The organism is Sphingobacterium sp. DR205, from assembly GCF_011064245.1.
Taxonomy (GTDB): Bacteria; Bacteroidota; Bacteroidia; order Sphingobacteriales; family Sphingobacteriaceae; genus Sphingobacterium; species Sphingobacterium athyrii.
On the sequence record NZ_CP049333.1, the window covers coordinates 183,641 to 208,395 of the forward strand.

Consider the following 24,755-nt stretch of genomic DNA (forward strand, 5'->3'; position numbering starts at 1 on the left):
AATATCACCAGATCAGAAAATGAGAACAGAGCCAATGTTGCCAATCTTAGATACGATTATAAATTGGATTCACTTGCCGATCTGACGGTGAACATGGGCTTCAATAAATCCAGCAGAGATAATCTATCCGAGGCTGAAGCTTATCAGAAAACCCTTGATGGAAAAGATATTACCAGAACTAAATCGCGTACGGATCTGAATAGTGATCAGGATAAATTCAACGTGAATGCAATGTTGACCCGACGTTTTAAAAAGGAACGGCGCTCCATTACATTTAATGTGAATGCAAATACGGACCAAAATAATTCAGATACAAAGTATTTTTCCGAAAACATTTTTTTCAATGACAATCGTACTGATACAATTGATCAACTTAAAAAAGATGAACTTCGCAATAATACATATGGAGCCTCTCTTACCTATACCGAGCCGCTGTCAAAAAGGATCACTGGATCAATCGGATACTCTTTTTCCAGCAATAAATCAGAAACACTTAATCAATCCTTCAATAGAGATTCTATCACGCATCAATATACTGTGCTGGACGAAAGTGTATTGAATGACTTTAATTTTTCCAGTTTAAAAAATAGTGTTAATACGGCATTGAATTATAAAACAAATACATGGACGGTCAATCTAAGCAACCGTACTGATTTTGAGGCTGTGAAACGGACCTACAACAACTTGAATACTGTATTGCAACGCGATCAGACATCCATTAGACCCTCATTGAATGTGAACTATAAGATTTCAAAAACGAAGAATATAGGATTCAATTATAATGGGCAGACTGTTCAGCCTTCGCTCACACAGATTGAACCGCTCAAACAAAATAGTCAGCCGCTTGTCGAATATTTGGACAATCCGGACCTGAAAGCCGGTTTTAATAATTCCTATTCCCTCAATTATAATTCTTACAAACAGATCAAAGACCAGAGCTTCTACTTTTATGTCAGCGCCAATCAGGGGAAACGAAACATTAACAGCAGTGTTCGTTATAATCTGGAAGACGGTACCCGAAAAATTTCGTTTGTCAATATTGATAAAGACAACTGGCGTTTCTACGGAAGTGGATCATATAATTTCATGTTAAAGAAGAAATGGGGTTTGAAAATGAATATGGGTATGAATGCGGAATACAATAGCCAATATAGCTATCTATCGCTGCTTAATGAAGAGCCTAGGCTCAATCGTAATAAGACCTGGAGTATCGGACCAGAGATTGGCTTTAATCGATATAAAGCCAATAAAATGGATTTTTATATTAGCTTAAGTCCTGGTGTTGAACAGATGGATTCTTATCTGCAGCCCGAATTGAACCAGACCACATTTAAATTCAATTCGTATGCACAGGGAACCTATTACTTACCCAAAGACTTTAAGATTTCTGTCTCCATGCAGCAGAATTATCAAGCTGCGACTAAGACTTTGCAGTCCATTAATATGTTGAATATGAATGGTTATATTTCCAAAAAATTCTTGAAAGATAAATCCCTCGAAGCGCAGCTATTTGTCAATGATATATTAAATAAGAATATTGGCGTACGCCGTTATCAGGACGGTACTGCATTTGTCCAGACCAGTAATGATGTGTTGCGTCGTTATGGAATGTTAAAAGTGATCTACAATTTTACAACAATGAAGGGAGGTGATAAATGAGTAAGCAATTGATATCAATGCTGTGGCTATTATGCTTATCCGTCACGACGATACAAGCCCAGAACGCATTTTTTCCAAGCAGCGGCACGGTGATGTTCGAACGGAAATTCCATGTGCAGAACTATCTTAAACGGACGTATCTCAGTAAGCCCGACCTGGATACCTGGGATAAGCTGGGGGTAGACAATGCGGTCAAAAATGGGCCTGTGGAAGTGATCACACATCATACATTAAAATTTTACGATCAGGAAACATTGTTTGAAACAGTAGAGGAAGATTATCCCGCGAATTATCGAAATGTTTCCTGGTACAACCCCGCACTGACGGATTCAAAGACTTATATGAATTTTAAAAACGGCGAGTTTATCAAGTTACTGCCCTTTGGTGATGAGCAGCTGTTGATGAAAGATTCTTTGCCGGCGGTGAAATGGAAGTATACCGACGAATATCGCAACATAGCCGGATATGATTGTCGACGGGCAAATGGGATCATACAAGATTCTATCTATGTTGTCGCATTTTTTGCGGGACAGATTCCGATAGCGGGTGGACCTGAATTAATCCATGGCTTGCCCGGATTGATCCTGGGGGTATCCGTCCCTAGCATGAATATCAATATGTTTGCAACCAAAATTGAACTTACCAATGCCCCGGTCTCCAATGTGCTTACCAAAAAGAAAAAGGTTGTTGCGGAATCTAAGGCAGAGATCATAAAAAAATTGAAAGATACGGTATACGATTGGATGGATGACAAAGATTTTAAAAAACGTTTACAGAGCGTATTATTCTAAGATTTTCATATGATTTTGCATCATTAGTGCGAGTAAAGCACGATGGGGCTTGAAATAGTATTGATCACCTTTAATAAAAAAGCCTGTCTCTTGAACAGGCTTTTTTATGGTATCTTTTATAGCTAACTAGCGTACTGTGCTACCTACTTTGATTGCAGTATCCGGTCTGACAAAATCCAGCCGGCCATCAGCATCTTCAGCCATTAGGATCATCCCTTGGGAGGTAATACCTTTGATTTCGCGCGGCTCCAGATTCACCAAAATAGATACCTGGCGTCCGACGATTTCTTCAGGACTGAAGAATTCCGCAATACCAGATACGACGGTGCGGTTGTCAATACCCGTATCTATCGTTAGTTTTAGTAATTTCTTTGTTTTCGCAACTTTCTCAGCCGCTAAAATTGTTCCCACACGGATATCCATTTTCACAAAATCGTCAAAACTGATATTTTCTTTTGCAGGAGCAACCTTAGCATTGTCTGCTAGATTTTTCAATTTGGCCTCCGCCAGTTTGTTTAATTGGAACTCAACTTGTTCGTCAGTGATCTTATCAAACAACAACTGGACTTCACCCAGTTGATGGCCATTCTCAATTAGTCCTTCGTTGCCCGCATCACTCCAGTTCCCCTGTGGGAAATTGAGCATTTCAAATAACTTCGTTGCTGTTTTTGGTAAGAAAGGCTGTGCCAGTACAGCCAGGTTAGCAACAATCTGAGACGCCACATTCAGAATCGTTTTTACGCGTTCCTCGTCTGTTTTGATTACTTTCCATGGCTCTTCATCTGCTAAATACTTGTTACCAAGACGTGCAACATTCATAAATTCGGCCAATGCTTCACGGAAACGGAACTGCTCCAGAGAGGACTTGATCGACGCTGGGTAGGATTTTAACTCGTCCAGTACCGATTGATCCACTGCTGTCAGCGGAGAACCATTTAATACTTTACCATCGAAATATTTATGGGAAAGTACCATCACACGGTTGACAAAGTTCCCGAAGATGGCTACCAGCTCGTTGTTGATCCGTGCCTGGAAATCCTTCCAGGTAAATTCAGCATCCGAGGTCTCCGGTAATATCGAGGTCAATACATAACGTAACTCATCCTGTTTGCCCGGGAATTCCTGTAGATATTCATGTAACCAGACCGCATGGTTTCTGGAAGTTGACAACTTGTCCCCCTCCAGGTTGAGGAATTCATTCGCAGGAATATTTTCCGGTAAGATATAGTCCCCATGTGCATGAAGAATCGCCGGAAATATAATGCAGTGGAATACAATGTTATCTTTTCCGATAAAATGGATCAATGTGGCATCATCCGCTGGATTTTCATGGGTTTTCCAATAGTCTTCCCAATTTTTTCCGTGGTCAATTGCCCATTGTTTCGTCGCGGAAATATAACCTATTGGCGCATCCAGCCATACGTATAGTTTTTTTCCTTGTGCTTCTTCCAAAGGTACATCCACTCCCCAGTCCAGATCTCTGGTCATGGAGCGAGGTTGCAGACCCGATTTTAACCAGGACTGACATTGGCCAAAAACATTGGATTTAAGAATATTTTTCTTGCCTTCGATTAACCATTTTTCAAGCCAGGGCTGATATTTATCCAATGGCAGATACCAATGTTTTGTCTCTTTCAATACCGGTGTTTTCCCGCTTAGTGTAGAAATGGGGTTAATCAGGTCTGTTGGACTAAGTGAGGTGCCACATTTTTCACATTGGTCGCCATAAGCACCTTCGGATTTACAGTTTGGACAGGTTCCTGTGATATAACGGTCTGCCAAAAACTGATGGTATTCCTCATCATAGTATTGCTCCGAAAATTTCTCGACAAATTCACCTTTGTTGTATAAATTCAGGAAAAAATCCTGTGACAGTTGATGGTGGATCGGCTCGGAAGTACGGTGGTAGATATCGAAAGAAATGCCAAATTCCTCAAAGCTCTCTTTGATCTGTTTGTTGTATTTATCTATGATCTGCTGTGGCGTAATGCCCTCTTTTTTTGCGCGGATGGTAATGGCTGCGCCATGCTCGTCCGATCCACATACATAGACTACATCCTTTTGATTTAAACGCAGATAACGAACAAATATATCACCGGGAATATAAGCACCGGCGAGGTGTCCGATATGTAAAGGACCATTGGCATAGGGTAATGCCGAAGTAATTGTATAACGTTTTTTATCTAGAATACTCAATGCTTGAAAGTATATTAAAGTTTTTACTTATTTTCTTCACAAAGATAATTCAATTTACGGTATAAAACTAAGATAAATTTGTGTTAATTTGGCGCTCAGAGAGCTTTATGGACGACCAAATTTATCGTTTTCTCCTCATCCATTGAAAATTTTTAATAGGGGAAACCATCATGGGTAAGAACAAAATAATTTGAGATAAAATAAAGCACCTTGGCTTATGATAGCTTCATAGCCATAAAGAATCAAAATCATTCATGAAACATAATGAATATGTCTAAAATACCTGATTTTCTTACAGAAGGCGACAAAGTTGCGATCGTTTGTCCGGCCAGTTTCATTCGCGGCACGATTGATATTGGGATTGAAACATTGAAGAGCTGGGGACTGGAGGTTCTGGTAGGGGAGACAGTAGGGACATCTTACCACCAATTTGCCGGCGATGATCAGCTGCGTGCCGCAGATCTGCAATGGGCCTTGGATGATCCATCCATTAAAGCTGTGTTTGCGGCCCGGGGAGGTTACGGTTGTGTCCGTATTGTGGATGAGATTGATTTTTCGGAGTATGAGCAGCATCCCAAGTGGTTGGTCGGCTTTAGCGATATCACAGTCCTGCACAGTCATATTCAGCGTAACTATAAAATTGCAACCATCCATGGGCAGATGCCCAAGTCTTTTGAATCGGGAACAAAAGCTTCACTGGAGACGCTGAAAAATGCGCTTTTTGGGGGACCCATGGACTTTGCCTACGAGCAGTCTGTATTTCCCAATCGCCCAGGTGAGGCCGAAGGAAAGCTGATTGGTGGAAATTTGGCTATTCTATTATCAGTCTTAGCTTCGGATTCCGATGTTAAGTATGCCAATAAAATTCTCTTTATTGAAGATGTGGGTGAGGCCTATTATTCCGTGGACCGGATGCTCTGGGCGTTGAAGCGCGCGGGTAAATTTAAAAAACTGAAAGGCCTTATCGTCGGTGGTTTTTCGTCCATGAAAGACAATGACCCCGCATTTGGACAGACAGTAGAGGAAATTATCTGGGACAAAGTTAAAGAATACGACTTTCCGGTTGCCTTTGCTTATCCTGCGGGGCATATTGATGATAACCATGCACTGGTATTAGGCCGGAAAGTAAGATTAATAACGAGTGCCAATAAAACGGAACTTATCTATTTATAGGGTTAACCACATCGACAATTAAATAGTTTGTCCGAGATGATACTGTTTGATTGTCGATATTTTATATATTATCCTGAATGTACAGGGATAACCATCATTGCCGCCTGGCTTTTCCAGGCCATTTTTTGTGCAATACTGGTGTTGAAAATCCGGCTGAGTAATCCTTTATCGCGATGGAACGTGACCATCATATCGATATGATTCTCATTGATGTATTGATTAATGCCAACGGCAATATCCGATTGCAGGATATAGCTGTAGATCGGATGGTAAGAGGCCAGCAGATCGGTCATGATATTAATTTCTGTACTTAGCGCTTTACTCGCAGGATCTTCCTTGGTCACATGGACCACATAAACTTCGCTTTTGCGGAGTACTTCCGCAGCATTGACCAGCAGGCGGTCCAGTTTGATTTTCACCTCTTTGAGATTCGTTGCGATCAGCATTTTTTTGGGAATCCTAAATTCCGCTTTGGCCGGTACAACTAATAGCGGGGTATGACAGTTTTCAATCAATTTTAAGGTATTGCTTCCCAGAAGCAGTTTTTTGAAACCACTTTTACCGGCCGTTCCAACCACCACAAGATCAATATCTTCTTCGGCGCAGGTGCGGTTGACACCATAGCTTAACTCATACTCTTCCAGGGTCACTTTCCATGCGATCCCCTGTGGAAACAGCTGCATCAGATCCTCCTGCCACACATTGAGATCTTTTTGTTTTTCTTCCAGAATATCCGAATTATTGATGACGACAGGCTCTGTTCCGACTGTAGGGACAACCTCATAGGTATGGTAAAGCACAACCTTTTCTATTCCCCAAAGCGAAGCTAACTTTGCTGCGTATTGGGCGGCAGCATAAGCATTGTCAGAGAAATCCGTTAACAAGAGAAGATTCTTCATTTTATTTTATAATCGGGTCTATGTCCATTAAATTACATATTTAGTAGCATAAATGCAATATTTTTCTGTTCAGGCCAGTTTATTTTGTGAAATTTCTTAATCTATATCAAGGGAAGATATTCCATACTGGTTTAATTTTGCAGTATCAAAAGGAGAATTTGAACACCGATCAATGAAAAATTTTGGTTATTTTAGGAAAGTCTATCAGTCATTAACATTTTAATTATAATTTTTATTTATGGCAATTTGGAATTCACTGGGTAAATATAGAGATACAGGCTTATTGGTTCTTCGTATCGGATTAGGCGTCATGATGATTATGCATGGTTTGCCTAAGTTGCAAGGAGGACCCGAACTTTGGGCCGGTGTGGGTAAAGCAATGGGCAATATGGGTATTCATTTTATGCCGGCATTTTGGGGTTTTATGGCTGCAGCAGCAGAAACCATTGGTGGTCTTTTTCTACTTTTAGGACTATTCTTTAGGCCCTCAGCACTGTTACTTGCCTTTACGATGGTGGTTGCCGGATTGATGCACCTGTCCAAAGGCGACGGTATCTCAGGTGCATCCCATGCGATCGAACTATTTTTCGTGTTTCTCGGGCTTGTATTTATCGGACCCGGGAAGCATTCCGTGGACAAGAAATAGCAAGGATTCGGCGGAAAACCATCACCCTGTCGGTCGTTTCTGATATTGAAATGTACACCAAGGGGTCCCGTGCATTAAATTTGATGCGCGGGACCCCTTGGTGTTAGTGCCTAGTTAGGACTTGTCCATTGGAATAACCAATAAGTTGGCCGCACCGTTCCAGGCCATCTTTTTGGATATACTCGTTTTAAACAGACTCGCCAATAAACCTTGTTTCTTATGAAAGGACAGGATGAGGTCAATATGCTTCTCTTTCGCATATTCCGATATTCCCATCGTAATATCGTCGTGACTGATGTAGTCATAGATGGGTTTATACTTGTCCAGCCGTTCATGTAAATGTTTTAATTCCTGTGCCAGATCTGCAGCCGAACTCTCGCGCTTCGCAACATTCAGTACGTATAACTGTGCGGAAAAAGCATCGAGGACCTGATCCAGGTTAAACAGACTTAATTTCCGGTCCACTTCTTTCAGGTCAGTGGTTGCCAGTACATGTTTTGGAACTGCCGGATCGACCTTGTGGGAGACGATCAGCATTGGCTTATTGCAGATATCCATTAAGGTAATGGCGTTGCTGCCCACCAATATTTTCGCAAAGCCAGTCTGTCCGGTGATTCCCAGTGCCACCAGATCGATGGACTCCGATTTACAGAGGTCATTCACTCCTATCGGCAAGTCGACATCTTCCATCCTGTGTGACAAGATCACCTGTGGTGGAAAAAGAGGCTTGATCAGTTCCAGCCAGCTATTTAGTTCTTTCTCTTTGGCCTCTTTCACTTCGTCATTGACCACGACTATAGGTTCGTTGTTTACAATTGTTACGCTGTTATACGTATGGTAAACAATAACTTGTTCAGTTTTCCAGGCCGCTGCACAGAGGGCGACCTGTTTCGCCGCTAAGAGTGCATTTTCTGAAAAGTCGGTTAAAAGCAGGATACGTTTCATTGTGCTATAAGTTAGAAATTTATGTCAAGTCGATGTTTAGTATGTAAACAGTTTAAGCCGCTTAAAGTTTACACGCGCGGACCATCATTCTAAAATCTATGCGATTATCGCGTTATGACAAGGTACGAAGAAAAGATGAATTCGCTGTTAAAGGCTTAGTATTGTGATGAGTATCATAAAAAAAGGCAACCGTTATTACGCGATTGCCTTTTTTTATGGGGTTGTCCCGGTTATTTTTTGTTTGCAAAATTGATGATGTAATCCGTCATTACTTTTGCACTTTCATCTTTTACAAAGTCAAGATCCATTTTCGGTTGCGGTTTGCCCTCTTCCCATGCTGGTTTGCCCTGTAATTTCAATAAAGCATTGATACGGTCTCTATTTTTCTTGAGATTGTCATCTTTTTCTTTCTTGAATTTATTCAATTCCAGTGAAATTTTCACGTCCTCATCTTTTTGAGCCTCTTCAATATCCTCTTTTAGGTACTTGTATTCAAGTGAATTTTTGATACGTGTCTCATGTAGGGTTTCGAGCTGTTTGTCCACACCGGTCATATCAGCGACCTTTTTGAAGTTGCTGGACTGGATCTGATCCCAAGGAAGCGCAGATTTTTCTGAACTTTCACCAAATTTCTCTGCGGAGAATTGTGATGGAAATGTAATATCAGGTGTTACCCCTTTATGTTGTGTGCTGCTGCCATTGACACGGTAGAATTTACCCAGTGTAATGTTGATCTGTCCATATTGTGGCGCACCTTCGGGGGTATCAGGATCTTTCTCACCAGAAGCTTTCAGTAACAGGCGGCTTGTTGGACTAATGACACGTGACATGTCTATAGCCGATTGAACAGTTCCCTTACCATAACTTTGTGAGCCAAGGATTACCCCTCTGCCATAATCCTGAATCGCACCGGCAAAGATTTCAGAAGCTGAGGCCGAGAAGCGGTTGATCATCACACCTAGTGGACCATCCCAGGTCACACCGGCATTTTTGTCTTCTTCGACATCAATATTGTTTTTGGTATCTCGTACCTGTACCACAGGTCCTTTGTCGATAAACAATCCTGTCAGGTCGATTGCTTCCGGAAGTGATCCACCGCCATTGAAACGTAAATCAATTAATACGGCATCGACTTTCGCCTGTTTCAGGGTGTCTAAGATTAATCTTACATCCCGTGTTGTACTTTTATAGTTTGGATCACGTCTTCTGTAGGCATCAAAATCCATGTAAAATTTAGGGATATTGATCACCCCGACTTTATACATCTTGCCATCGGCACCTTTGATGTTCATGATTTCTTTTTTCGCGGATTCCTCCTCAACGACGATTTTCTCACGGACCAATGAAACAATGCGTGGATGCGAGTTCATTGGTTGTCCGGCCGGAATAATCTTAAGCCTTACGATGGTTCCTTTAGGTCCTTTTATTTTGGCTACTGCTGCATCCAGTCTCCAGCCGATGATATCTTCAAATTCGCCATCTTTACCTTGTGCGACAGCGATGATCTTGTCATTCACCTGAATGGTTTTATCCTTAAAGATCGGCCCGCCGGGAATGATTTCGTTGATGCTCACGGCCTCGTTGTCAATCATGAGTCTTGCGCCAATGCCTTCAAAAGTATTTGCCATGCCTTCATTGAAAGCCTGTGCATAGGATGGGTTGAAATACGATGTATGCGGATCCACGGCATCCGTAAGCGCCTGCATAATAATCTGGAAGGCGTCATTGGAATTGTATTTTTTTGTCTGCGAAATTAAATTCACATAACGTTTCTTCAATGTTTCCACCTGTTTGGTTTTGGCACTGTCCGTAGATTTTCCACTCGCTGTTTCCAGGTTCAATAAGTCATACTTCACCCGTTTACGCCATTGGTCGTTCGCCTCAGCATCAGTTTTGAACCAGCCTAATTTTTCCCGGTTGGGTTGATAGAATTCATCTTTGGTGAAGTCATGTGTTTTGTCTATTTCAGAAAGCGCATATTGCATTCTTTCCAAATATCTTTTTTTGTAGATATTGAAGATATGGAAAGCAGCAGAAAGATCGCCATCTTTCATATCCTGAGCCAGATTACTCTTGTAAGCCTGAAATTCATCGATATCCGACTGGATCAAGTAATTCTTGCTTTGGTCTAACCCTTTGATCAGATTATCGTAGATAATTCCAGATACCGAATCATTCATTTTGACCTTTTTGTAGCTCGCATTTTCCAATAATCCAATCACTTCTTTCGCGATGATCTGATGCTGGGTACTTGGCTTGAGGCCGCCATCATCTGGAAGCGCCACCCGTGGTGTTGATCCACAGGAGACAATAGATACCACAAAAAGTGCAAATATGAGTTTCCTAAACATATTTTCGACAGTTTTAATAATCATTTTATAAAAAAATTTTCAGCTCTTATTGATAAGCGTGCTAAATTTAGTGAAATTCATAGCACATTGACATAGATTCTAAAAATTTATTTGATTTATCCTTTAATATTTACAAAAAGCTTAAAATACAATTTATTTCTTACTTTTTATTCCTACGGTTGCTATGATCTGATCACAGCCGATTAATTGTACAATTCATTTTTCAGCTGGGTATACGCTTTGTAAGTCTGGTCTGCTGATGGATAATCCTCCAGAACCAGGTAAACTTCGCCCAATTTGTCCAATATCGCCAACGACAGCTGTTTGTTATTCTCATTGGAAGCCAGTTCAGCGGCTTGAATAAATTCTTTGATGGCGACCTTGTAATTACCGTCCTTTTGTTTGGAGGCCGCAAGTAAATATTCGATCTCCGCAAGTTCGCCGATCAGTTTTTTTGCATTGGCCAGATCGCGTGCCTGCAGCAAAAACCACTGTGCCTGTGTGTATTTATTTTGTTTAAAGTAAATCTCCGCAAGCATTTCCCAGGCGAATATTTTGCCTTCATAGGCTTTTGATTTATTGAATAGGGGAATGGCACTTCGGATAATGTTATTTTCCGCGGCTTTAAAGTTTCCTTGTCCTGCACGTGCCATGGCAATTAATAACCAAGCATTGGCCTGTTCGAGATAGCTTTTGCTGACTGTCGCATGGTTATGGTATTTTTGGGCACTTTCTTCCGCTTTGATAAAGTCTCCATTGTACAATTGAAAATTACTCAGATTCAGATTGATTGTAGCAATGTCATCTTTATTGTCGGTACGGTTGGCCAAAGACAGTGCATCATAAAGGAATTTTGAGGCATTGCTGCTGTCGTTATTTTTAATGGCAAATAGCGCGGCCTCATTCGCCAGGGCGTAACCCGCAATCCAGTTTTCAGATTTCTTTTGGTTCTCGATGGCATTATTCCATGCTGCGGCATCGACAGGAACGGGGTTTATCAGGTATTGAAAATGCCCCATGTTATTGGTGCTTTTCAATTGCAGTAACAGGCGTTGGAAGAGCAGCTGTCTGGCAATTTCCTTGCTAAAGCCCTTTTTATCACTATAATTATCTTCAATAATTTCGTTTTCAGTCTTTGGAGGAGGCAGGAAATATACCTCTGGGCCTACACCTTTAAATGAAACATCATATTTTTTTATCGCCCCCGTATAATCCTTTGGGGCTTGCTGTGCCGCCACCTTACCGCTCATTCCAAGGGTCAGGATTAGGGCAGTCAGAAGTCGGGTCCAGTATTTTGTCATCCTTTAAAATGATTACGTCGTCATAAACGTGTATTACAAACTTAGATAAATTGCATGCCAAAAGCAATCTATCGTTTTATCTTCAATAAGCTGGCAAGCTCAGGTCTGCTTCCACAAGCATTTTAAATACAATAGAGCGAACCTTATTGTTCTCAGCAATAAAGAACTTATACTAGAGCAAACTCAGATAAATTGTATAGTGAAGGCAATTTATCGTTCTCTGCTCAGCCATAAAGAACTTATACTAGAGCAAATATGAAGAAAAATTGTGTGAAAAAATGTTAAAGATATCTCAATACCCATATCTCAATACTAAATACTAATTTTGTGTTATGGCAACACGTATCCCGCTTGCAGAAAGACTGCGTCCACATCAATTGAATGATTATGTGGGACAGCAACATATTGTCGGCCCTGATGCAGTCCTGTATCATGCGATTCAACAAAAAAATATCCCTTCGATGATCTTATGGGGCCCTCCAGGGGTGGGAAAAACAAGTCTGGCGCTGTTAATTGCGAAAGAGCTGGATAGACCTTTTTTCTCCTTGAGCGCTATACAAGCTGGTGTAAAGGATATCCGTGAGGTGATCGATAAAGCCGAGCGACTGATGAATTTCAATCAGGATCAGCCCATTCTGTTTATTGATGAGATACACCGTTTTTCCAAATCCCAACAGGACTCCTTGTTGGGCGCTGTCGAAAGGGGCTTGGTTACACTGATCGGTGCCACCACCGAAAATCCCTCATTTGAGGTCATATCAGCATTGCTTTCCCGTTGTCAGGTTTATGTGCTCGAGCATTTGTCTGAAGAGGATCTTATTGGCCTTGTGCAAAAGGCCTTGCATGAGGACGAATACCTCCAAAAGCATGAAATTGTTGTCGAGGAATATGAGGCGCTATTGCGGTTGTCCGGAGGTGACGCACGCAAACTATTGAATGTGCTTGAGCTTGTGGTCAATGCGGCGGTTCTCCACAGGGAGCCGATTACGAATGCTTTTGTCCTGCGGCAGGTGCAGCAGAACATGGCGATATACGACAAGGCGGGCGAACAACATTACGATATTATTTCAGCTTTTATTAAGTCTATTCGTGGGTCCGACCCCAACGCTGCCGTGTACTGGCTGGCGCGCATGATCGAGGGGGGAGAAGACCCTTCATTTATCGCCCGTAGATTACTGATTTTAGCATCCGAGGATATTGGAAACTCCAATCCCAATGCGCTCTTGTTGGCCAATAACTGTTTTCAGGCAGTGAATGTAATCGGCTGGCCCGAATCGCGTATTATTCTGTCGCAAACCGTTATTTATCTGGCCACTTCGGTCAAGAGCAATGCCTCTTATGAAGCGATCAATAAGGCCCAAGCGCTGGTGAAGCAGACTGGTGACCTATCGGTGCCCCTGCACATTCGCAATGCACCGACCAAGCTGATGAAAGAACTCAATTATGGAGCAGAATATAAATATGCGCATGCCTATCCCGGAAATTTTGTGGTACAGGAATTTCTGCCAAAGGAAGTCAGTGGCGTAAAATTATATGAACCCGGACAAAATCCTCAAGAAGAGAAGATCCGCCAGAGTCTACGCGACAAGTGGAAAGAGAAGTACCGATATTAAAGCCAGGAGGTCGCATAAAATAGCAAAGGCGAGCTTGTAGGCCCGCCATTTGCGAATATGGACAACGAAATTATGCTTCTGTCGTGCGGGTATTTTTAGGTACAAATGACCTTTTTGGAGGCAAAGGCTTTGTTGGACTATTGCCGCTGTCGTCAGCAACAGTCTGCTCTTTGCTTTTAGGCGTAGCTGTACCCTGACCATTCGCGACATCTTTTTTGGCTGTTTGCGCCATCTTTTTGAAGATCAACAAGCCGATGATCCCTAAAGACAACCAAAGGAGATCCACCAGTAAAATGTCATTTGAGCCCGAACGAAACGTTTCCCAAATCCAGTTTCCGGTTTTTATACCATTGACAATTGGTACTGCTAATGACAACACTGCGCCTAAGAGAAGAGTCTCCCGATTGGTTTTTCCGATATTTCGACGGATAATGTAAAAGACTCCCAAAGCCAGCCAGCTATAAAAATAAACGTGAAATATAAAAGATTGGTCCACCTTCGTCGCCAATTTAACAGCGATAAAGGTTGCTGCGGTAACCGGAAACATGGTTAGACAAGCAGCCATAAATACATTGGCTGCCCAAAAGTTGAAGACACGCTTACGTTTTGGGATATTGTTTTTGTCACGTGCCACCAGCCAGATCAGAATACCCGAAATAATAACAAAACAGCCCATTATGCCGAGCACAAAATAAATGATCTTGATGGGATAACCGCCAAAATCCGCTAGGTGCAGGCGGTAAATGAACCCTTTCATATAATCCAGATAACTGCCATTTTCTGATGCCGATTTCTCGAAAAGTACTTTATTGTCCGCCACCCGATAGATGATTTTACCTGATCCGGCAAAGTTCTTATCCATATCGGCATCATATAGGGCAACCACATGCATGCTCTTGTCACCATAGTTTTTGATGAAGATACGGTTCATATGGCTGTTTGGCCATTTGCTTTCCAGCTTATCCAAAAAATCCCCCATCTTAAAAGCTGTCGTGAGTGGCTCATACAAATAGGTGTATTTTGTGTTGTCGCTATAGCCAAGTGCTTCATATACTTGATCCTCCTTGCCATCGTACAGGTATTTGCTAAATGGGACGACAAGGACGGAACTGACGATCAGTACGATGCCTGTGAGCGCATACATAAACTGGTACGGGAACCCGATGACGCCCAGAGCCGTATGCATGTCTGTCCATACCGTTTTCCATTTATTTCCGGGTCTAAAGACAAAGAAGTTTGATTTTATTTTATCCCAATGGAGCATGAGACCGGAGATCAGGGCAAACAGGAAAATAAAGGATACCAGACCCGCAAGGGTATATCCGAAGGGTCTGCCGATATTGATCCCGATTTGGTTAAGCGGTGCTAAAAAGTGCAGGCGATACAAAAATTCACCCATCGTATAACCATCGCTGTAATCTGACGGTTTTTTTGTGGTCAGGTCATAAGAAAAATACATGGAATCTTCATTTCCACGTCGACCGCGACCACGTCTTTTCTTTTTTTCGTCCTTGCCTTTCGCATCTTTTACCGCTGCGCCTTTATTTGCTGCCGCGAGCCGTTTCTTTTCGGCCAATTCTTTTTCCGCAGCGACTGCTTTCGCTTTATTCGCAACTATCGTATCCTGGGATGCGTCGATATTGACATAACTCGAATGACCATTGTGTTGCATGTAAAAGGTAATATCCCTTCCTTTCAGTTCTTTGATCTGCCCAATAGAATCCAGGAGTTGGTCGAAAACCAGGTTTCGGTAGCTGCCACCTTTGTCCGATTCATTTTTTTGCCAGGCATTGATCTCATTTTTAAAAAATGAAAAAGAACCCGCGAAAAAGATCACATACAAGATCGCGCAGATGATTATTCCCGAGATCGTATGGGTATTGAAATAAATATTATAACGTCTTAAATTCATAGGTCAGGTGGTTACAGGTAGATAAAGATGCTGTAGAATAGCGCAATCAAAAGCAAGTAGATACCCCAGATCAACCAGCCACTTCTGGCGAGAAAGGCGACAAGCAATAAGATGCCCCATACGATAAAACCTGTTACATAGGCGGTGATCAAGATGTCTGTTTTGTCAAACACTTTGGTGAGACACAAGTGAAGGTAGAGCATCACAAAATAGCCACCGAAGAATCCCGCGGTTAATTTGAGGAACCGCTGAAAGGGATGGCTTAAATATTTTTTATTCGCTGGCATGGCTTAGAAGATAATAGTTTCCAATAGGAGAGCGACCAGAAAAACCACAGTAAGTTGTTTCCATTGAAAGTAGTGGTATGGCCATAAGAGTACGATCAGACTGAAAAATCCCATGCTATAAGCACCAAAAGCTAATGTTCCCGAAAGAAGCCCCTGTAAATACATAGTCAGTACCCAGGAAAGGCCAAGCAGGACGATACCCAGTATCTTCGCACGCATCTTATCACTCACCAGGGGGAGTATGAGCGCTGGCGCATGCTTGATCTTGACTTTTTCTGATGAACAGAACCAGAAAAAACTACCAGCAAAAATGAGCAGGAGTAAAAATGTGTACATAGTTGGTTATGCGGTTTTATACAGATACCCAATATGCGACCTATCAGCATATTGGGTATGTATTGTAAGTATAAAATGAGATTAGTCTAAATGTTCGATTGCGGTGATCGATCCGCCTTCAACTTCCAGACCTCTGGTAGCGGTAGCTGCAGCAGCATCGATCTTGTAGACATAGCTTTTGCCCGATTTTAAGTTCACACCGATGTAGCCTGTTTTGCCATCTTTCTTACTGTAATTGTTCCGTTGTGTAAATGTTTTTATTTCGTCGGCTTTTGGTAATCCACTGATCGTTTTAAATGTTTTATCGACCACATTTACTGCAGCAATGGTTGTTTCCGCACTGTAGCTACCATCGGATTGTTTCTTTTGGGAGCTCACGATAAAGTTGTTGCCACCTACATATGTCCAGTTAATAATGTTGTATCCTCCAGAAACCTGAGAAATATTGAAGAAATAGTTTTTGTCAAATTCTGTTGCGCCTGAAGCAATCTTTAAGATAGCCGAAGGATTAGTTGTTGTGATTTTAACGTCTTCGCCCACTTTTGATTCTGCGTTGGCAGCAGAGAATGCATAGATATCACCATTTTCAACTGTACCTAGACCATTGGTAAAGTATTGGCCTATATAGCTTGTACGCTCGTCGGTAAAAACTTTTTCAAGCTTCATGTCCGGGTAAGAATAGACTGCAATCCATGCTTTATTTGGCTGTGTAGTTGTAAAATTACGGTCCTGAATTGACATAATAGGCGCAAATACTTTGTTGCCCACTTGGGTTAACCAAGTAAAATATCCTATTTCTCCATTATTGGTCAGCTCAAGTGCCTTTATTGTACCTTCACCTACCATGGAAAGACTATTGGTGTTTACCCTGTACCAGGTATGTGTAGGAGTGGTTGGATTTCTGGTCATTTTGGCCATCAATACATCGTCGTTGACAGGGGCAAATGCCGCTACGGTTTCCGACTGGAAATTGGTCAATTTCTTTAATTTTCCATCCGTCAGTTTATAAGCTGTCACAGCTCCGGGGTTACCTTGTCCGTATAAGAAGCTAAAAAATTTGTTATTCGTTGTCAAATAGTATCTCCATGTTCCATCTTGTTCAATACCATTTCCGATAATGGACACTTTACCGTCATCAAGCGAGCTGGATGTGACTAAATAGTCAGCTACCCCAGTACTGGCAATAGGTGTCACGGCAACAATATATTTTCCCGCACCTGGAGTAGGATCAGGATCCACCGGATTGGGGTTTTCACTTTTGGAGCAAGATGTTATTAAGATAGCTGCTGCTAAGACTGATAATAATGATTTTGTTTTCATGTTTAAAATATTATGCGTTATTATTTATTGAAAAAGTAGCGTAAGTTAAGATAGAATCCACGGCTTGGTTTCTGTAAACTAAAGTTATCAACCAGACGGTTGTCCGTTAGGTTTTTACCTTCAAAGGCAATATTGTAGCGTCCGTTGGCGATGGAATAGACGACATTGCCATCCAGTGCCATTTGCATTGGAATCTGTCTTTTTTCGGACTCCTCATCGGTACCCCCCAATAGTGGCCAGTAAAGCCAGAAGCGATGTACATATTGTAGACTGCCACCGAATGTTAATTTATTGTCCTTACCACCAAAATCATATAGCGTGACAGCAGCATTTAGATTTCCAAAGAGGTACGGAATATTCGGCATTGTTTTTTTATACAATGGACTTATGCCTGTATAATCAGGTTCGTACTTCTGTGTATTGACAACGGACTGATAGGTCATATTAAGGCCTGCTGTAAACCAGTTGCTGTGTGAATAGTGCAAGTCCATGTCACCACCGATGGACCGGACCCCATCTCTATTGTCGGAGATATATTTGGTTTGGTTGTTATTGAGCCTTTGGTAGATGAAATTGTCCGCATTTCGATAAAATGCATTGGCCATCAAGGAAAAACGGTTGGCAGCATTCAATGCGAAATCGTAATTTATACCGAGGTTAAAATTATTGCTGTTTTCAGGTTTTAACGCAAAATTTCCTTCATAGTTCTCCACGTCGCCAAACAGTTCATCTGGGGTAGGCATCCGTACAGTCAATTCATAAGAACCTTTCAATTGGAAAGATGGTGTAAAGTAATAGGCTAGCGCTGTTCCATAGCCCCATTTTGATAGATCTTTGACAAGCTCATTGGCTCCATTTACATTATGCTGGTGGTAATTTTTTACGAAAGCATTGACGCTGTAGCGGTCTTTTACATCGTATTGATAACCGAAAGTCAACACATTTTTTTGACTGAGTTTTGCCCGCTCCAAAGAAGTATTTTGCGGATTTACTTCATCGCTTCCCATTCGTTTAAAGCTGTTGAACACATCCGTTATCGACAAGCTGTGATTTTCGGAGAGTTTATAGTTTAAAATAGCATTGGCAACAGCGAGATTATTCTTGTATTTGTACATGGAATAGGAACTTTCCCCGCCCTTTCCGGGGATATACTTCCGATTGCCATACCAGTCAAACCGTGCATATACGGTATCAATATTCTGTTCCGTACCGACGTTGATATTACCATTTAGCGTCAGGTCCAGACCTTTTACAAATAAATCAGACTTCTTATATTTGAAGGTTGGCATTACCGTAGTGCCTCTGCGGTGCCAGCCACCAAATGGAGTTTCCATCCGGGCTCCGGTCTGAATTTCTTTGTAACTTTTACCCAATACGATTCCAAAAAGCAACTTATCCGCGTACGGCTTATTGACCACACCGATATTTGCAATCAGGGATTCGTTGTGATAGGTATCATGGAATCTTTTTACTCTGACACCTTCTTTATACTGCTGTGTATTGAGGTCGGCGACATCTACTGTAACCTTATAATTATTGTCGGAATAGTTTTGAAAGGCATTCAGTTGGAAAAATAATCCGCTTTTTGTGGTATGTGCCGCATTGATTACGGTTCGGTGCGTATTAAAGGAGCCAAAAGAATAAGAGGCATCCACGTAGTTTTTAAACCGGTCTCCCGTTACAATATTGACGGCACCGCCCAGTGCGTCAGAACCCAGCCATACAGGTACGACACCTTTATAGACTTCTATACGTTCAGCGATATTGATGGGGATATTGTTGATCTGAAAAGCTGAACCAAAATTTTCCATGGGGATACCATCAATAAAATAACGGACCTGACTTCCATTGAAACCATTTAGCATTAGGTTAAAGTTGGAGCCCACGCCCCCGGATTCACGTACACGTACACCCGCCACTTGATCAAGTGCGCTTGAGATGTTCAGTGTTGTATTATAAAGCTTGGTTGCATCTACAGCAGTTACATTGAAAGCCTGCCGGTTCACTTCCTGAGCCTTCGTACGGCCAAATACTTCCACCTGGTCAATTTCTTTTTGATCCGATGTAAGTTCAAGGTCGAATGTATTTTCGCCAGCTTTTAGGACAATAGTTTTCGTTATATTTCTATAACCTATCGCAGAAGCTGTTATTGTCACACTTCTTTGGTCGATATGTTTGATTTCATAATACCCTGCTTCATCTGTTGATGAGTTGAGATCACCGATTCGTATGGTCGAAGCCGCAATCCCCTGTTGGGCTGTGGTTTTGACATACCCTTTTAATGATGCAGTAAATTTTTGCGCCTGCGCGCTGAATGCTAATAGGATAAGCAGAAAGATACTATTGTATTTGATGTTTTTCATGTTATGTTGATCGCTTGATCTATTTGGTAGATTCGGAATCCCTGTTGTTTTAAAAATTTATTTAGATTAATTATAAACAGCGCAAATGTAAGAAATATCTTCATACAGACAAATGAAATTGTTAAAAAATGTTATTTATTACAGTAGCGCATCATGGGGAGGTTGCGTTTTTTTTCATTGCGGATCAGCTAAAATTATTTATGTTTGTTTTACAAATGTTTCAAGTATGAACACAATGCGTGTAAAACAAGTAGGGCGTCTGGCTACGATATTGCTCTCCGGCCTTTTTATTCTCTCCTGTAAAAAGGATAATCCCGAGCCCGAACCGGAGCCCGAACCAACTGACCGCACCGAAGGTCAGCTTATTAAAGACGATATTTATAAATATTATAAACTCTATTCCGTATGGGCGGATGGATCTATTCCGGATTATTTAAAAGACCCGGCTCAATATACCGATCAATATGGTTCGGCGAGCAATGTGCTTGAGGCACTCAAAAGGCTGACACCTGTCCATGTGGCGGCTGGTTACTCGGGCGTTTTTGACCGCTTTTCCTTTATGGAAGGTATCAACGGTTACAATATCGCCGGGCAGGCCAGTACAAAGATGGATAATAACGAAGGTTATGGTATTTCCGTGCAGTGGTTTTCGATAGACAGCAAGACCGCACAGCCTTATATTTCCTTTGTGGAAGGGGGATCTCCGGCACAGGTGGCCGGGTTTAAACGCGCGGATATTATTACTTCTGTCAATAATGACAAAGAAAATTATTCGGTCGAAGTTACCTGTCCCGATCCCGGCGGAAGCTGCGAAGTAAAGGACCCTGCGGCCTACAGCCGGCTGCGGAACAATATCAATTCAGCATTGGATGCGGCAAGTCTTACCCTGCAGGTGAAACGTGCTGATAATAAGCTGTTCGAGAAGCCGATGAACTATAACAATTCGTACGTCATCAATCCAGTCTATAAGGATACGATTTACCTCAATAGTGGCAATAATATCGGTTATCTGGCCTTATCGTCTTTTGAGGAAATTGAAAATAACAATCAAAATCAGAGAAATATCGATGCGGCCTTTACGCAATATGAGGCTAAACAAATCAAAAGCCTCATTGTTGATCTGCGTTACAATGGCGGGGGCTATGTAGATGCGGCCATTTATATTGCTGATAAGATCGGTGGCACCAAGACCAAAGGTAAGTTGATGCTGACCTATGAAATGAACAAGTACATGCAGTCGGATGCAGCAAAGAGCTTAAGAGATCAACTGAATATGTATGATACCTACTTCGACGGACGAAGTGCCTTGAATCTCAATAAAGTTTATTTCCTGGTGAGTGAAGAGACAGCTTCAGCCGCGGAGATGCTGATTAATGTGCTGGTGCCGCACCTTCCGGTTGAGATCATTGCCACCGAATCAAGGACATATGGCAAGCCTGTTGGATTTTTTGAACAGAAAGTCCGGGATAAAGTATCCTATTGGCCAGCTTCATTTATCCTGAAGAACGCACGCGGAAATCTTGGCGAAAAATATAACAAGGGTACTGACCGAAACCTGCGTGATTATTGGGATGGCCTTGTTCCTGATATTTCTGGCGTCGGTGACGATGTTTCAGCCGATGTCGGAGATCCTGCGGAGAAAATGCTGGCAACAGCTTTAGCGGATGCGGCTCCGTCGACCAAAACCCGGGCAGCATTGCGCAGTATTTCTTCCCGAGCGATCCAAACCGTGGATCAAGGCAAAATGCATACTAGGCCAGAGCGGGGTATGATCAAGACAAGAAGCAAATAAGTTAGTGCTGGCACAGTGTGCTGAGAGCACTAGGCTGTATGATAATAGCTAAAAGAGATTAAAAGGTCACCGGATAATTATGTTATCCCGTGACCTTTTAATTTAATGGAAGGCTCAATACGAATTATTTACGGTCAAATATGAAGGAATGACACAGCTGGGCAGCAGCAGCGTCGGGTAAGCACTGTAAATAACCTACCGGTATTTCAGCTACAATTTTTTCGAGAATTGTATTCATTCCTGAAAAAAGATCTTTGTTCCATCGGATTGCTGTACAGCTCGGGAGCACCGCAATAAAGCCCTTGATTCCGGGCTGCCATGTAAATGTATTGGCGGGAGCCTGTTGTAACCGTACGAATGCTTTTAAGGGCTGCCGTTCATTTCTATAGCAGGGTGTTTTGCCGCTCCAGGGAGTTCCATAGATAAAAATCCCATCTTCTGTTATGCGGATGGCCGGATTGTCGTCATTCAGCAATGCCGTATTGGGGATATGTGTCAGCCAAAGCCGGCTATGTGTGCTTTTTCCGGTCCCGCTTTTACCTAGAAAGGCGATTCCATTACTGTCGTGATTAACCACAGAAGCGTGAATCATTACAGTATCATGTAGGAGGCTGGCTTGGCCAAATATCATCATGGACATCCAGGTGATCACGGCACTCTGTTCATCCGCCGAACTCTCAGGGACATAGATCGTCGATTCTTCAAAGTTACGGTTACTGTATTGGTACCATGTGCCATTGCCCTTCTCATTTACAATGGTCGTAATAAAGGTATCACCCTTTTCATAAAAACGGAATCGGTCGCCCCAGGCGATCGAGTCATCTGTGCGTAATGTCCCCATATCGACTGTTACCGGAGCCTTGTCCAAACTGATATTGATGACAATTTCAGCTTTATAGGTACCTACCCAGTGAAAATCCTGGAAGGAGCGAAGAAGTTGATATAAGGGAAATTCCTTAGGGTGGTTAAATTCCAGCAATAATTCCGCAATATGGTAGCGGGTTCGAGCGAACTCAGGTGATTTGGTGATATCCATGATTCAGTTCATCTTTTGATTAATTACTTCATGAGCTTGCAAGCTCGGTTTGTTTTAATCTATTGATATTAGTTGAAATATCCAGATTCTTTTTATTGATGTTGATATGTTGCCATTCCGATCTTCCTCAATCGAGGTAAATGCGATGCGGACATTTATCCGCCAGATTCAAGTCGTGCGTTACAAATAGACATATTTTATGTTTTCCATATTCCAGCAGGCGATGCGTTAGCGTATCCGAGGTTGTGCGGTCCAGCGCTGAGGTAACTTCATCAAAGAGCCAGATATCACCGTCATGCATCAAGGCACGCGCAATGGCGATACGTTGGGCTTGTCCCTCCGATAGGCCCATTCCTGATTCGCCCACTAACGTATCCACACCGTCCGGAAAATCATATACAAATTCGGAACAGGCCAGCCAAAGCGCTTTATCAATATCCAGGGGGCTATCTTCTTTCACATGAAGCATGAGATTTTCCCGTATCGTTCCGCTGAAAAGCGAATTGCCCTGCGGAATATAGGCAAAGTTGACACGGTGTTTTGCTTCCAGCGATCTTTCACCGTCTTTGTCAACCACTGTGATGTCACCTTTTTCAGCTTTGAGCAATGCCAGCAACAGCCGGATCAGGGTTGTTTTTCCTTTTCCGCTCGGGCCGATAATTGCCGTTGGCTCGCCCACTTTTAGCGAGAGGTTGAGCTGCTGCAATACCCACTTATCCTCATAGCGAAAAGACAGGTCCCTGATACGCAGCTCTTCTGTCCCATTTAATCGCTCCTGTTCTACCTGAGGTTCAATCTCACCCTCCTGTAATTCCAGGAGCCGGTCTGCGGATACACGAAAGCGGACGAAGCCGGGGATATAGCCGATCAAGGCAAGAATTGGGCTCTGAATGCGCGCCACCAGCTGCAAAAAAGCCGTCATTGTTCCGAAAGTGATCTGCCCGGATTGTAGCCGATAGACCCCCCAGATAAAGGCGACCAAATACCCCGCATTCATGGCTACCTTCATCGCCCCCTGCGTATACGTCGAAAAATTGATCTGACGCATTTTCAGCATAAAAAGCTGTTGTTGACTTGCCGTCAATTTCGCACGCCTCTTGGGGAAAATACCCATGGCACGGATCAGCAGGCGGAAGCGCAGATTTTCCTGGAGGACCTTTGAAAAATTACTTTCCTCCTCTTTGACCTCCTTGCTGAGTTTGCGCATTTTACGGAAGTAAATCTTTGAAAAGACAAAGAGGGGTGAGATGGCCAGAATCATCAGGGCCAGCATGGGGTCCATATACCACAAGAAACCCACAGAAGCCAATAGTTGGACAATCGTCAATACAAAAGAAAGTACGGTACTGGCGATGGTGTTGGCCACTTCTTCACAGTCCGTCTGAATCCGGATCTGGATATCACCTGTATGCCAGTTTTTGATCAATCGCCATACCGATAACATCTGTGCATCGAGCATATGACGCTGCAACTGGAGTGTCAGCATCAATTTGATCCGTTCCAGCAGACGGCCCGAAAAGCCTTTGATAGCCACATTGAGCGTAATACTACTTATAATGCCGATCAACAGCCATTTGAGTGGCAATTCTCCCGGGGAGGTTGCGACATCAACCGCTTTTTTGGACAGGTATACAAAGAGAAGGGACAGACCGATGCATATCAGCTCCAATACAAAATAAAGAAGCAATCTGCCGCGATAGCCCTCGCTGACGGACCATGCCCAGCGTGCATGTTGTTTCAGGCTGTTATTGTTCATTTGGATAGATCAATGGAAAGGTTATTTTTCCAATAGTCCTTGTTTTTCAAAATCTCCAAGTAACACTTTGGCATCGGATTGTGCTTGCTCCGCATCTACTTCATAGTTATCACAGAGCAGTTCAACGATTGTTGTCTGATCAAACTCTTTTCCTTTGAGTTGTTCCCAAAGCCATGCCGCAGAACTGTTCAGCGTGTACACGGTCGATAGGTCAATGCTATCCTGGCTGGGGTCAACAATTAAATGATCTGAACCAATTGTTCTCAATACTAAATCCGATCTTAATTTCATATGTAAATTATCTGTTTTTAATGGTCATATCCTGTTTTCGGATGTTGTCTTCTTAAAAAAAGGATATGTTGGGGCAAAATATAATAAA

General features: G+C 42.4%; 19 protein-coding genes. 6 read left to right on the forward strand and 13 right to left on the reverse strand.

Translation table 11 applies throughout. The features are described 5' to 3' along the window. Positions 1 to 63 precede the first annotated feature (63 nt). Together G6053_RS00810 and G6053_RS00815 are read left to right on the forward strand one after the other, a co-directional pair. Positions 64 to 1,659 carry an outer membrane beta-barrel protein gene (locus G6053_RS00810; RefSeq protein WP_165305230.1) on the forward strand — a complete coding sequence of 532 codons (1,596 nt, stop codon included), beginning with the start codon at positions 64 to 66 and terminating at the stop codon, positions 1,657 to 1,659. Continuing rightward, positions 1,656 to 2,450 (forward strand): GLPGLI family protein, encoded by a 795-nt coding sequence (locus G6053_RS00815; protein WP_165305231.1) that lies wholly within the window; start codon positions 1,656 to 1,658, stop codon positions 2,448 to 2,450. Before G6053_RS00810 ends, G6053_RS00815 begins: the two co-directional genes overlap by 4 nt. A gap of 126 nt (positions 2,451 to 2,576) precedes the next feature. Here the strand turns inward: G6053_RS00815 and metG are convergent, their stop codons facing one another. Beyond that, entirely contained in the window at positions 2,577 to 4,646 is a 2,070-nt protein-coding gene (gene metG, locus G6053_RS00820; RefSeq protein WP_165305232.1) for a methionine--tRNA ligase, read from the reverse strand. Between the two features lie 270 nt (positions 4,647 to 4,916). Here metG and G6053_RS00825 point away from each other — a divergent pair, with 270 nt between their 5' ends. Further along, positions 4,917 to 5,819, forward strand: a complete 903-nt coding sequence (locus G6053_RS00825) for an LD-carboxypeptidase (RefSeq protein WP_165305233.1) — start codon at positions 4,917 to 4,919, stop codon at positions 5,817 to 5,819. Between the two features lie 68 nt (positions 5,820 to 5,887). Here G6053_RS00825 and G6053_RS00830 read toward each other — a convergent pair whose 3' ends face one another. After that, positions 5,888 to 6,718 (reverse strand): universal stress protein, encoded by an 831-nt coding sequence (locus tag G6053_RS00830; protein WP_165305234.1) that lies wholly within the window; start codon positions 6,716 to 6,718, stop codon positions 5,888 to 5,890. A 238-nt stretch (positions 6,719 to 6,956) separates the two neighbouring features. Here G6053_RS00830 and G6053_RS00835 point away from each other — a divergent pair, with 238 nt between their 5' ends. Further along, positions 6,957 to 7,364, forward strand: a complete 408-nt coding sequence (locus G6053_RS00835) for a DoxX family protein (RefSeq protein ID WP_165305235.1) — start codon at positions 6,957 to 6,959, stop codon at positions 7,362 to 7,364. 114 nt (positions 7,365 to 7,478) lie between these two features. On the opposite strand, the gene G6053_RS00840 is transcribed toward G6053_RS00835, so the two are convergent. The 3 genes from G6053_RS00840 to G6053_RS00850 all read right to left on the reverse strand — a co-directional run bounded on the left by G6053_RS00840 (position 7,479) and on the right by G6053_RS00850 (position 11,961). After that, on the reverse strand, positions 7,479 to 8,309 hold the full coding sequence (locus G6053_RS00840) for a universal stress protein (RefSeq protein WP_165305236.1): 831 nt from the start codon (positions 8,307 to 8,309) through the stop codon (positions 7,479 to 7,481). A gap of 230 nt (positions 8,310 to 8,539) precedes the next feature. After that, the gene (locus tag G6053_RS00845; protein ID WP_165305237.1) at positions 8,540 to 10,660 is read right to left on the reverse strand and encodes a carboxy terminal-processing peptidase; all 2,121 of its coding nucleotides are present in this window, start codon (positions 10,658 to 10,660) and stop codon (positions 8,540 to 8,542) included. Positions 10,661 to 10,863: 203 nt separating this feature from the next. Then, the gene (locus tag G6053_RS00850; RefSeq protein ID WP_165305238.1) at positions 10,864 to 11,961 is read right to left on the reverse strand and encodes a tetratricopeptide repeat protein; all 1,098 of its coding nucleotides are present in this window, start codon (positions 11,959 to 11,961) and stop codon (positions 10,864 to 10,866) included. A 332-nt stretch (positions 11,962 to 12,293) separates the two neighbouring features. Between G6053_RS00850 and G6053_RS00855 the strand changes: the two genes are divergently transcribed. Beyond that, positions 12,294 to 13,574, forward strand: coding sequence for a replication-associated recombination protein A (locus tag G6053_RS00855; RefSeq protein ID WP_165305239.1), 1,281 nt, complete (start codon positions 12,294 to 12,296; stop codon positions 13,572 to 13,574). 70 nt (positions 13,575 to 13,644) lie between these two features. On the opposite strand, the gene G6053_RS00860 is transcribed toward G6053_RS00855, so the two are convergent. The 5 genes from G6053_RS00860 to G6053_RS00880 form a co-directional block, all read right to left on the reverse strand. Next, positions 13,645 to 15,486: a PepSY-associated TM helix domain-containing protein gene (locus G6053_RS00860; protein ID WP_165305240.1), complete on the reverse strand. Its 1,842-nt coding sequence runs from the start codon at positions 15,484 to 15,486 to the stop codon at positions 13,645 to 13,647. Between the two features lie 11 nt (positions 15,487 to 15,497). Continuing rightward, positions 15,498 to 15,773 carry a hypothetical protein gene (locus G6053_RS00865; RefSeq protein WP_165305241.1) on the reverse strand — a complete coding sequence of 92 codons (276 nt, stop codon included), beginning with the start codon at positions 15,771 to 15,773 and terminating at the stop codon, positions 15,498 to 15,500. 3 nt (positions 15,774 to 15,776) lie between these two features. Further along, complete coding sequence (locus G6053_RS00870) at positions 15,777 to 16,109, reverse strand: hypothetical protein (protein WP_165305242.1); 333 nt, start codon at positions 16,107 to 16,109, stop codon at positions 15,777 to 15,779. Positions 16,110 to 16,190: 81 nt separating this feature from the next. After that, on the reverse strand, positions 16,191 to 17,429 hold the full coding sequence (locus G6053_RS00875; protein WP_165305243.1) for a DUF4374 domain-containing protein: 1,239 nt from the start codon (positions 17,427 to 17,429) through the stop codon (positions 16,191 to 16,193). A 20-nt stretch (positions 17,430 to 17,449) separates the two neighbouring features. Then, the gene (locus tag G6053_RS00880; protein ID WP_165305244.1) at positions 17,450 to 19,792 is read right to left on the reverse strand and encodes a TonB-dependent receptor; all 2,343 of its coding nucleotides are present in this window, start codon (positions 19,790 to 19,792) and stop codon (positions 17,450 to 17,452) included. A gap of 226 nt (positions 19,793 to 20,018) precedes the next feature. Between G6053_RS00880 and G6053_RS00885 the strand changes: the two genes are divergently transcribed. After that, a complete protein-coding gene (locus G6053_RS00885) occupies positions 20,019 to 21,584 on the forward strand; it encodes a S41 family peptidase (protein WP_165305245.1) in 1,566 nt (521 codons plus the stop codon). A 124-nt stretch (positions 21,585 to 21,708) separates the two neighbouring features. On the opposite strand, the gene G6053_RS00890 is transcribed toward G6053_RS00885, so the two are convergent. From G6053_RS00890 to G6053_RS00900, 3 genes are all read right to left on the reverse strand, one after another. Then, positions 21,709 to 22,620, reverse strand: coding sequence for a hypothetical protein (locus tag G6053_RS00890; RefSeq protein WP_165305246.1), 912 nt, complete (start codon positions 22,618 to 22,620; stop codon positions 21,709 to 21,711). A 127-nt stretch (positions 22,621 to 22,747) separates the two neighbouring features. Continuing rightward, the gene (locus tag G6053_RS00895; protein ID WP_165305247.1) at positions 22,748 to 24,376 is read right to left on the reverse strand and encodes an ABC transporter ATP-binding protein; all 1,629 of its coding nucleotides are present in this window, start codon (positions 24,374 to 24,376) and stop codon (positions 22,748 to 22,750) included. A gap of 21 nt (positions 24,377 to 24,397) precedes the next feature. Next, entirely contained in the window at positions 24,398 to 24,667 is a 270-nt protein-coding gene (locus G6053_RS00900) for a PqqD family protein (protein WP_121127089.1), read from the reverse strand. Positions 24,668 to 24,755 lie beyond the last annotated feature (88 nt).

Coding starts and splice junctions, on each gene's coding strand:
- G6053_RS00855 (WP_165305239.1), top strand. CDS start 12,294: ATGGCAACACGTATCCCGCTTGCAGAAAGACTGCGTCCACATCAATTG.
- G6053_RS00850 (WP_165305238.1), bottom strand. CDS start 11,961: ATGACAAAATACTGGACCCGACTTCTGACTGCCCTAATCCTGACCCTT.
- G6053_RS00890 (WP_165305246.1), bottom strand. CDS start 22,620: ATGGATATCACCAAATCACCTGAGTTCGCTCGAACCCGCTACCATATT.
- G6053_RS00870 (WP_165305242.1), bottom strand. CDS start 16,109: ATGTACACATTTTTACTCCTGCTCATTTTTGCTGGTAGTTTTTTCTGG.
- G6053_RS00840 (WP_165305236.1), bottom strand. CDS start 8,309: ATGAAACGTATCCTGCTTTTAACCGACTTTTCAGAAAATGCACTCTTA.
- G6053_RS00865 (WP_165305241.1), bottom strand. CDS start 15,773: ATGCCAGCGAATAAAAAATATTTAAGCCATCCCTTTCAGCGGTTCCTC.
- G6053_RS00895 (WP_165305247.1), bottom strand. CDS start 24,376: ATGAACAATAACAGCCTGAAACAACATGCACGCTGGGCATGGTCCGTC.
- G6053_RS00835 (WP_165305235.1), top strand. CDS start 6,957: ATGGCAATTTGGAATTCACTGGGTAAATATAGAGATACAGGCTTATTG.
- G6053_RS00880 (WP_165305244.1), bottom strand. CDS start 19,792: ATGAAAAACATCAAATACAATAGTATCTTTCTGCTTATCCTATTAGCA.
- G6053_RS00845 (WP_165305237.1), bottom strand. CDS start 10,660: ATGTTTAGGAAACTCATATTTGCACTTTTTGTGGTATCTATTGTCTCC.
- G6053_RS00860 (WP_165305240.1), bottom strand. CDS start 15,486: ATGAATTTAAGACGTTATAATATTTATTTCAATACCCATACGATCTCG.
- G6053_RS00875 (WP_165305243.1), bottom strand. CDS start 17,429: ATGAAAACAAAATCATTATTATCAGTCTTAGCAGCAGCTATCTTAATA.
- G6053_RS00885 (WP_165305245.1), top strand. CDS start 20,019: ATGAACACAATGCGTGTAAAACAAGTAGGGCGTCTGGCTACGATATTG.
- G6053_RS00815 (WP_165305231.1), top strand. CDS start 1,656: ATGAGTAAGCAATTGATATCAATGCTGTGGCTATTATGCTTATCCGTC.
- G6053_RS00830 (WP_165305234.1), bottom strand. CDS start 6,718: ATGAAGAATCTTCTCTTGTTAACGGATTTCTCTGACAATGCTTATGCT.
- G6053_RS00900 (WP_121127089.1), bottom strand. CDS start 24,667: ATGAAATTAAGATCGGATTTAGTATTGAGAACAATTGGTTCAGATCAT.
- G6053_RS00825 (WP_165305233.1), top strand. CDS start 4,917: ATGTCTAAAATACCTGATTTTCTTACAGAAGGCGACAAAGTTGCGATC.